An 8372-nucleotide genomic window follows, 5' to 3' on the forward strand; every position below is an offset into this window, starting at 1 on the left:
GCCGCTCGCGTCACCGAGGTCGTCGAAGAGGTGCTGGGCGGTCGTACGCCGTGCCGGGTGGGGATCGCGGACGGGCCCTTCGCCGCCGAGCTCGCGGCGCGCACGGCCCGACGCCGCCCGGTGGTCGTCCCGCCCGGCGGGAGCGCGGCGTTCCTGGCGCCGCTGCCGGTCGGCGCGCTCGGCCGGCCGGCGCTCGCCGACCTCCTCGAGCGCCTCGGGGTCCGCACGCTCGGCGACCTCGCCGCCCTCCCGCCCGCCGACGTCGTCGCCCGGTTCGGGCCCGAGGGCGCCGTGGCGTCACGGCTGGCGAGGGGGCTCGACGAGCGGCCGCCAGGCGGGCGCCCCCCGCCCCCCGACCTCCACGCCGTGGTCGAGCTGGACCCGCCGGCCGAGCGGGTCGACGTCGCCGCCTTCGCGGCGAAGGGCCTGGCCGACGACCTCCACGCGCGGCTGGCGGCAGCGGGGCTGGCGTGCACCCGGCTCGTCGTGGAGGCGGAGACCGAGCACGGCGAGCGGATCTCGAGGGTGTGGCGGCACGAGGGGGCGCTGACGGTGTCGGCCATCGCCGACCGCGTGCGGTGGCAGCTCGAGGGGTGGATCGAGCACGGCGGCGCCCGCCGGCCGACCGGTGGCCTCACCTTGCTGCGCCTCGTGCCCGACGAGGTGCTCCCCGAGCGCGGTCGCCAGCTCGGGTTCTGGGGCGGGGCGGCGGAGGCCGACGAGCGGGCGGCCAGGGGGATCGCGCGCGTGCAGGGGCTTCTCGGGCCCGACGCCGTGGCCGTCCCCGAGCGCCGGGGTGGGCGGGGACCGGGGGAGCGGATCGTGCTCGTCCCGGCGCACGGCGTCGACCTCACGGCCAAGAGGGCGCCGCCGGCCGACCCGGACGAACCGTGGCCGGGCCAGGTGCCGTCACCGGCGCCCACGGTCGTCCACGTCGCGCCGGTCCCGGCCGAGGTCGTCGACGCCGCCGGCGAGCCCGTCCGGGTCACTGGGCGGGGCGCGGCGGCGACCGCGCCGGCCTGGGTGTCGGTGGACGGCGGACCGCCGGCCGAGGTCGTCGCCTGGGCCGGGCCGTGGCCGGCCGACGAGCGCTGGTGGGACGCCGACGCCCACCGACGCCGCGCCCGGCTCCAGGTCGTCACCGCGGGCGCCGGGGCGCACCTCCTCGCCCTCGAGGCCGGCCGCTGGTGGGTGGAGGCGACCTACGACTGACCGCCGCGAGGCGGGTCCTCGCTCCTCCAGACGGACGGCCCGCCGCCGGCCTTCGGGTCGACGGGCGGCCGGCGCGGTCCTCAGGTCGGCGGGCCGCCGTCTTCGTGCGCGTCAGGCCGGCGGGCCGACCTCGGCGGCGACGCCGAACAGGTGGCGGCAGGCGTCCAGCCCGGCGATGGCCGTCGGGAACTCGCCGGCTCGGCGCGCCCACGCGTCGGCGGTGATCCGCATGCGGACCATGCGGTCCCGGCGGTCGCCGTCGACGTGGAGGGTCTCGCCGTTCGGCTCGTACCCGAGGGAGCGGGACACCCCGAGCGACGCGCCGTTGTCGTGCCACGCCGCCGTCTCGGCGACGAGTGCCCCGAGGCCCGTGAAGGCGAGGTGGAGCAGCGCGGCGCGCAGCTCCTTGCCGACCCCCCGGCCGCGGACGTCGGGCACCAGCCAGGAACCGGTCTCGACGACCCGCCGGCGGGCGAAGTCCTCGGCCTCGACCTCACCGGTGCCGACCACGTCGTCGCCGAGGGCGACGACGAACGGGAGCCGCCAGGCGGTCGGGCTCCACGTCGCCCACGCCTGCCAGTACGACTGGTGCACGGCGGCGCCCCGGCGCATATGCGGGTCGGCGATGTCGTGCCGGGGCAGCCCCGGGTCGGGCTCGGCGTCGGCGGGGACGACGGCGGCGAGGTGGGGCAGGTCGGCCTCGGTGCACGGTCGGAGGACGACGTGCGGGCCGGTGAGCCGGAGGTCGAACAGCGGCCAGTACGGATTGCGCACGAGGCCATCATCGTGCGCGCCGGCGCCCGGGCGCCGTCTCGGCACCGTCTGCGGTCCGGACGACGCTCGCTGGTGGCCGGCGACCCTGCCGCGCTGCCGGCAGCGCCGCGACCGGGACACTCGGTCGCCGTCATCCGTCCCAGGCAGGTCCGCCGGAAGTCGGGCGCACGCCGGGAGCGAGCACCTCAGGACGCCGTCGAGGACCGGGCGCGCTCACGTCGCGCAAGGAGCCGGGGGCCCCTTCGTCAGGGCGAAGGGAAGCGGCCGGGAGGGTCGGCCTGTAGGTGAGGGGTATGGCGCAGGGCGGTACGCCACACCCCCCACCGACTTCACCAGTACCGCGTCGTGCGCGGCTCATACCCGCGGTTTCTCCGGTTTCCTTTCGAACACACGTTCGCTAAGGTCGCGGCCCATGGGTTGGCGCAACCCTCCCGTCCCGTGGCGTGAGCTCGAGCGGCGCCTGTCCGACGGTCGTCCGGCGAACCAGCCGCCCGGCGCCGACGGCGGCGACAGTCCTGCCTGGTCACGGGCCCGGCAACCCTACGAGCCGCCGCCCGCCGTGGTCGACGCCGCCCGGCGTCCGCTCGGCACCGTCCCCTACGCCGAGCTCCACTGCCACTCGAACTTCAGCTTCCTCGACGGCGCCTCGCACCCCGAGGAGCTGGCCGAGGAGGCCGTCCGCCTCGGCCTCGAGGCCCTCGCCCTCACCGACCACGACGGCATGTACGGGATCGTCCGCTTCGCCGAGGCCGCCCGCGACCTGGGCCTGCCGACCGTCTTCGGGGCGGAGCTGACCCTCGGCCGCACCGCGCCCCAGATGGGCGCGGCGGACCCGGCCGGCGACCACCTGCTCGTCCTCGCCCGCGACCCGCAGGGCTACGCCCGGCTGTGCCGGTCCATCAGCCGGGCGCAGATGGCGGGCGAGAAGGGCGCGCCCCGCTGCTCGCTCGCCGACCTGGCCGGCACCCACGGCGGGCACTGGGCGGTGCTGACGGGGTGCCGGAAGGGCACCGTCCCGGCCGCGCTCGTCCGGGACGGGCCGGCGGCCGGGGCCCGGGAGCTGCACCGCCTGGTCGAGGCGTTCGGCCGTGAGCACGTGGTCGTCGAGCTGTGGGACCACGGCGACCCCCTCGACTCGGTCCGCAACGACGCCCTCGTCGCCCTCGCCGCCCGGGCCGGCGTGGACACCGTCGCCACCAACAACGTCCACTACGCCACCCCGGCCCGGCGCCCGCTGGCCACCGCCCTCGCCGCCGTCCGCGCCCGCCGGTCCCTCGACGAGCTGGAGGGCTGGCTGCCGGCCGGGGCGGGCCAGCACCTGCGGGCCGGCGTCGAGCAGGCGCGGCGCTTCGCCCGCTACCCCGGCGTCGTGGAGCGGGCCGCCGAGCTCGGCCTCGCCTGCGCCTTCGACCTCGACCTGGTGGCGCCGAACCTCCCCGACTTCCCCGTCCCGCCCGGGCACACCGAGATGTCCTGGCTGCGGGAGCTGACCGAGCGGGGCGCGGCCGAGCGCTACGGCCCCCGCGACGCCGAGCGCGTGCCAGGGGCGTACGCCCAGATCGACCACGAGCTGGACGTCATCGAGCGCCTCGGCTTCCCCGGCTACTTCCTCATCGTGTGGGACATCGTCCGGTTCTGCCGCGAGTCCGACATCTTCTGCCAGGGGCGGGGGTCGGCCGCCAACTCGGCCGTCTGCTACGCGCTCGGGATCACGAACGCGGACGCCGTCGCCCTCGGCCTGCTGTTCGAGCGGTTCCTGTCCCCCGAGCGGGACGGCTACCCGGACATCGACGTCGACATCGAGAGCGACCGCCGCGAGGAGGCCATCCAGTACGTCTACCGGCGGTACGGGCGGGAGAATGCCGCCCAGGTCGCCAACGTCATCACCTACCGGGCCAAGTCGGCGGTCCGGGACATGGCGAAGGCGCTCGGGTTCGCCACCGGCCAGCAGGACGCCTGGTCCAAGCAGGTCGACGCCTGGGGGCCGGTCAGGGCGACCGCCGCGCTGCCCGACACCGACATCCCCGACCAGGTCATCGACCTCGCCCTCCAGGTCGAGCACTTCCCCCGCCACCTCGGCATCCACTCGGGCGGGATGGTCGTCTGCGACCGCCCGGTCGTCGAGGTGTGCCCCACCGAGTGGGCCCGCATGGAGGACCGCAGCGTCCTCCAGTGGGACAAGGACGACTGCGCGGCGATCGGGCTGGTGAAGATCGACCTGCTCGGCCTCGGGATGCTGAGCGCGCTGCACTACGCCGTCGACCTCGTCGCCGAGCACCACGGCGACCGCATCGACCTCGCCACCATCCCCCAGGACCCGGCCGTCTACGACATGCTCTGCGAGGCCGACTCGATCGGCGTGTTCCAGGTCGAGAGCCGGGCCCAGATGGCGACCCTGCCCCGGCTCAGGCCCCGCTCCTTCTACGACCTCGTCATCGAGGTCGCGCTGATCCGCCCCGGGCCCATCCAGGGCGGCTCGGTGCACCCCTACATCCGCCGCCGCAACGGCACCGAGCCCGTCACCTACCTCCACCCCCTGCTCGAGCCGGCGCTGCGCAAGACGCTCGGCGTGCCGCTGTTCCAGGAGCAGCTCATGCAGATCGCCATCGACGTCGCCGGGTTCAGCCCCGGCGAGGCCGACCAGCTCCGCCAGGCCATGGGCGCCAAGCGGAGCACCGAGCGGATGGAGCGGCTGAAGGGCCGCCTCTACGCCGGCATGGCCGAGCGGGGGATCACCGGCGACGTCGCCGACCGCATGTGGGAGAAGCTCGCCGCCTTCGCCAACTTCGGCTTCCCCGAGAGCCACTCGCTGTCGTTCGCCTACCTCGTCTACGCCTCGGCGTGGATCAAGCGGTACTACCCGGCGGCGTTCTGCGCGGCGCTGCTGAACGCCCAGCCCATGGGCTTCTACTCGCCCCACACGCTCGTCCAGGACGCCCGCCGCCACGGCGTGGAGGTCCGCACGCCGGACGTGAACCGGTCGGCGGCCGACGCCACCCTGGAGCCGCCGTCGCCGGACGCCGGGCTGCGGCCGTCGACGGCGAGGGGCGGCGCCTGGTCGGCCGGCGTCGGGGGCCCGGCCGTGCGGCTCGGGATCGGGTCGGTGCGCAACGTCGGCGAGGACCTGGCCGAGCGCATCGCCGCCGGCCGCCCCTACGCCGACCTCGAGGACCTGGCCAGGCGGACGGGGGCGGGCCTGCCGGCGCTCGAGGCGCTGGCCACGGCGGGTGCCTTCGACAGCCTCGGGCTCAGCCGACGGGAGGCGCTGTGGGCGGCCGGGGCGGTGGCCCAGGCGGCGCCCGACCGGCTGCCCGGCATCGTCACCGGGGCCGCCGCCCCGCCGCTCCCGGCGCTGGCCGACCCGGAGGTGGCGGCCGCCGACCTGTGGGCGACGGGGGTCTCGCCGGACGGCCACCCCACCCGCTACCTCCGCGCCGACCTCGACGGGCTCGGCGTCGTGGCGGCGAGCGACCTGGCCGGCCGCCGGGACGGGGAGCGGGTGCTGGTGGCCGGGGTCGTCACCCACCGCCAGCGCCCGGCGACGGCGGGGGGGACGACGTTCCTCAACCTCGAGGACGAGACGGGCCTGGTCAACGTCGTGTGCTCGGGCGGGTGCTGGGCGAGGTACCGGCGGGTCGCCCGGTCGTCGGCCGCGCTCCTCGTGCGGGGGCGCCTGGAGCTGGCGGAGGGGGTGGTGAACGTGGTCGCCGAACGGCTGGAGCCGCTGTCGGTGGGGGCGGCGGTCCGGTCGCGGGACTTCCGCTGAGCCGGCGGGCACCTCGGCGGTGCGGCGTCGGCGGCCGCGGGGTGGCTCCGGGACGGCCGCTCCGGCGGTTGCGAGGACGACTCCGGCGGTCGGCCGCTGCTCCGGCGGCTCCGGGCTGCTCTGGCAGCCATGGGGGCGGCTCGGGACGGTCGGCCGCGGGACGCTCCGGCGGCGGCCCGTCGCCAGCGTCTGCCCGAGGCGGCACCGCAGCCGCAGCCGGCGGACGGGGCGCCGGGTCGGTCGTGCGCGCCCGCCGGGCGGGCGGGGGCGGCCGTAGCCTGGGGCGCATGTGGTTCACGAGGCCCAAGACCCGGATGCCGTCGCCCGACGAGGTGCTGCCCGGGCGGGACGAGCCGATGCCGGTCCCGTCGGCGCACCACGTCAACGGCCGGCCGCTGACCCCGCCGTTCCCCGACGGCATGGAGGTCGCCGTCTTCGGCATGGGGTGCTTCTGGGGTGCCGAGCGGGTGTTCTGGCAGGCGCCCGGCGTGTGGGTGACCGCCGTCGGCTACGCCGGCGGGGCCACGCCGAACCCCACCTACGAGGAGGTGTGCAGCGGGCTGACCGGGCACACCGAGGCCGTCCTCGTCGTGTTCGACCCCGAGCAGATCTCCTACGACGGCCTGCTCAAGCTGTTCTGGGAGCACCACGACCCGACCCAGGGCATGCGCCAGGGCAACGACGTCGGGACCCAGTACCGCTCGGCGATCTACACGACGAGCGCCTCGCAGGCCGCCGCGGCCGAGGCGTCGAAGGCCGCCTACGAGGACGAGCTCCGGCGGGCCGGCTACGACGGGATCACCACCGAGATCGCCGCCGCCGGGCCCTTCTACTACGCCGAGGGCTACCACCAGCAGTACCTGTCGAAGAACCCGAACGGCTACTGCGGCCTGGGCGGGACCGGCGTGTCCTGCCCGGTCGGCCTGGCGACCGCCGACTAGGCGGGGCGGTCAGCCCGCGCCGGCCGGCACCGGCAGGTTCGGGCCCATGAGGTCCTCGAAGTTGCGGCGGTAGAAGCGCTCCCTGGCCGAGGCCGACACGCCGGCCAGGGAGGCGTCGAACCGCTCCACCGGCTTGCGGCCGCCCTCGACGTGGGGGTAGTCCGACGAGAACAGGCACACCTCCTCGCCGGCCTGCTCCACCACCCAGCCGACGTCCTCGGTCGGGTAGGGGGTGACCCGCACCTGGCGGCGCACGTACTCGCTCGGCCGGAGCGAGAGGCGCCGGAGCCGCTCCTCGTGCCGGGCGAACGCCTCCACCGCCGACTCCATCTGGCGCATCCACCCCGGCACCCAGATGGCGCCCTGCTCGATCACGCCGACCCGCAGGTCGGGGTGGCGCTCGAGCACGCCGTCGAAGATCATCGTCGCCAGGGTCTGCATGGGCGGCCGGGGGATGCCCATGTAGTCGACCGAGCGGAAGTTCTCGTCGCCGCCGTGGAAGTCGGGGACGGCCGGCCCGCCGTTGTCGAAGTACTGCGGCTCGATCAGCCGGCCGCCGCCGCCGACGTGGAACACGACGGGCACCCGCGCCTCCTCGGCCGCCCGCCAGACCCGGTCGAGGCCGACGTGGCTCGGCGAGTGGCGCCGGGGGCAGGCCGACGGCACGAGCAGCGCGGCCGCCCCGCCCCCGATCGCCTCCTCCGCCATCGCCGCGGCCAGCTCAAGGTCGGCGAGGGGGACGTAGGCGGTGGCCAGCAGCCGGCGGTCGACCGAGCAGAACTCGGCCATCGCCCGGTTGTGGGCCCGGGCGACGAGGTAGGCGGGCCGGGGGTCGTCGGCGTGCTCGAGGGTGTTGAGCAGGCCGTTGTGGAACGTGTTGAACACGAGCTGGCTGGCGAAGCCGAGCAGGTCGAGGGCGAGGGGCCGGTCCTCGCGCAGGAACGACCCGGTGGCCGCCCAGTTCTTGCGGAGCATGATCTCCTCCGCGTCCCTGGCCCTGACCTCGGGGTCGGCGTGGCGGGCCCGTTCCCGCTCGACGGCCCGCACGCCGTCGACGCCGGCGCTCGTCCAGCTCGACGGCTCGAGCAGGTGGTGGACGGCGGGGTCGGCCCAGGGGAGCAGCCAGCCGGGCCACTCCATGATGTGCGAGTCGGCGTCGTGGACGACGCGCCCCTCCACGTACGGCATGGCGCCACTGTCGCGCGGAATCAGCGCAGGACCTGGGCGAGCTCCCCGAGGGCTGCGGCGATGGCCAGGTGGTCGCTCGGGTCGGGCAGGCCGGACGCCTGGTCGCTCACCTGCTCGGCCAGCTGGCGGAGCGTGGTGGCGACGGCCTCGGACTCCCGGCGGGTCACCCGGTCGCGGTCCTGGCGGAGCAGCTGGGCCGTCTGGTCGCGCTGGAGCCGGACGGCGACCGCGCCCTCTGCCGCCGACACCCTGCCGTCGAGGACCGCCCTCGCCGTCTCGACCACCCACCGGACCCGGTCGGCCGGCTGCATCCGCCCATTCTGGCGGGCCGGGCCGCCGCCCCGCCCCCGAACCCCGGCGGAGACCCACACCGCGCGCCGGCGCTCGTCGCACCGCGCTGCCGTCGAAGGCCGGCGAGGCCGCCCGGCCGCGGGGGAGCACCGGGACGCCGGGCGCACCGGCGCGTCGCCCCGTGCGGACGCGCCAGGCGG

At 76.5% G+C, this 8372-nt stretch carries 6 protein-coding genes; 3 read left to right on the plus strand and 3 right to left on the minus strand.

What is annotated here, in order from left to right; all coding sequences use genetic code 11:
• Positions 1-1212 (plus strand): hypothetical protein (locus VGB14_06215; GenBank protein ID HEX9992501.1); only part of this gene is annotated, 1212 nt, incomplete at its 5' end.
• Positions 1213-1323: 111 nt separating this feature from the next.
• Here the strand turns inward: VGB14_06215 and VGB14_06220 are convergent.
• A complete protein-coding gene (locus VGB14_06220; protein HEX9992502.1) occupies positions 1324-1986 on the minus strand; it encodes a GNAT family protein in 663 nt (220 codons plus the stop codon).
• A 559-nt stretch (positions 1987-2545) separates the two neighbouring features.
• On the opposite strand from VGB14_06220, the gene VGB14_06225 reads away from it, so the two are divergent.
• Positions 2546-5752, plus strand: a complete 3207-nt coding sequence (locus VGB14_06225) for an error-prone DNA polymerase (protein ID HEX9992503.1) — start codon at positions 2546-2548, stop codon at positions 5750-5752.
• 287 nt (positions 5753-6039) lie between these two features.
• Entirely contained in the window at positions 6040-6693 is a 654-nt protein-coding gene (msrA, locus tag VGB14_06230; protein ID HEX9992504.1) for a peptide-methionine (S)-S-oxide reductase MsrA, read from the plus strand.
• A 9-nt stretch (positions 6694-6702) separates the two neighbouring features.
• Here msrA and VGB14_06235 read toward each other — a convergent pair whose 3' ends face one another.
• The gene (locus VGB14_06235; protein ID HEX9992505.1) at positions 6703-7881 is read right to left on the minus strand and encodes an amidohydrolase family protein; all 1179 of its coding nucleotides are present in this window, start codon (positions 7879-7881) and stop codon (positions 6703-6705) included.
• Positions 7882-7901: 20 nt separating this feature from the next.
• On the minus strand, positions 7902-8192 hold the full coding sequence (locus tag VGB14_06240) for a hypothetical protein (GenBank protein ID HEX9992506.1): 291 nt from the start codon (positions 8190-8192) through the stop codon (positions 7902-7904).
• Positions 8193-8372 lie beyond the last annotated feature (180 nt).

The sequence above is a fragment of the Acidimicrobiales bacterium genome (assembly GCA_036399815.1).
In the GTDB taxonomy this organism is placed as follows: Bacteria; Actinomycetota; Acidimicrobiia; order Acidimicrobiales; family DASWMK01; genus DASWMK01.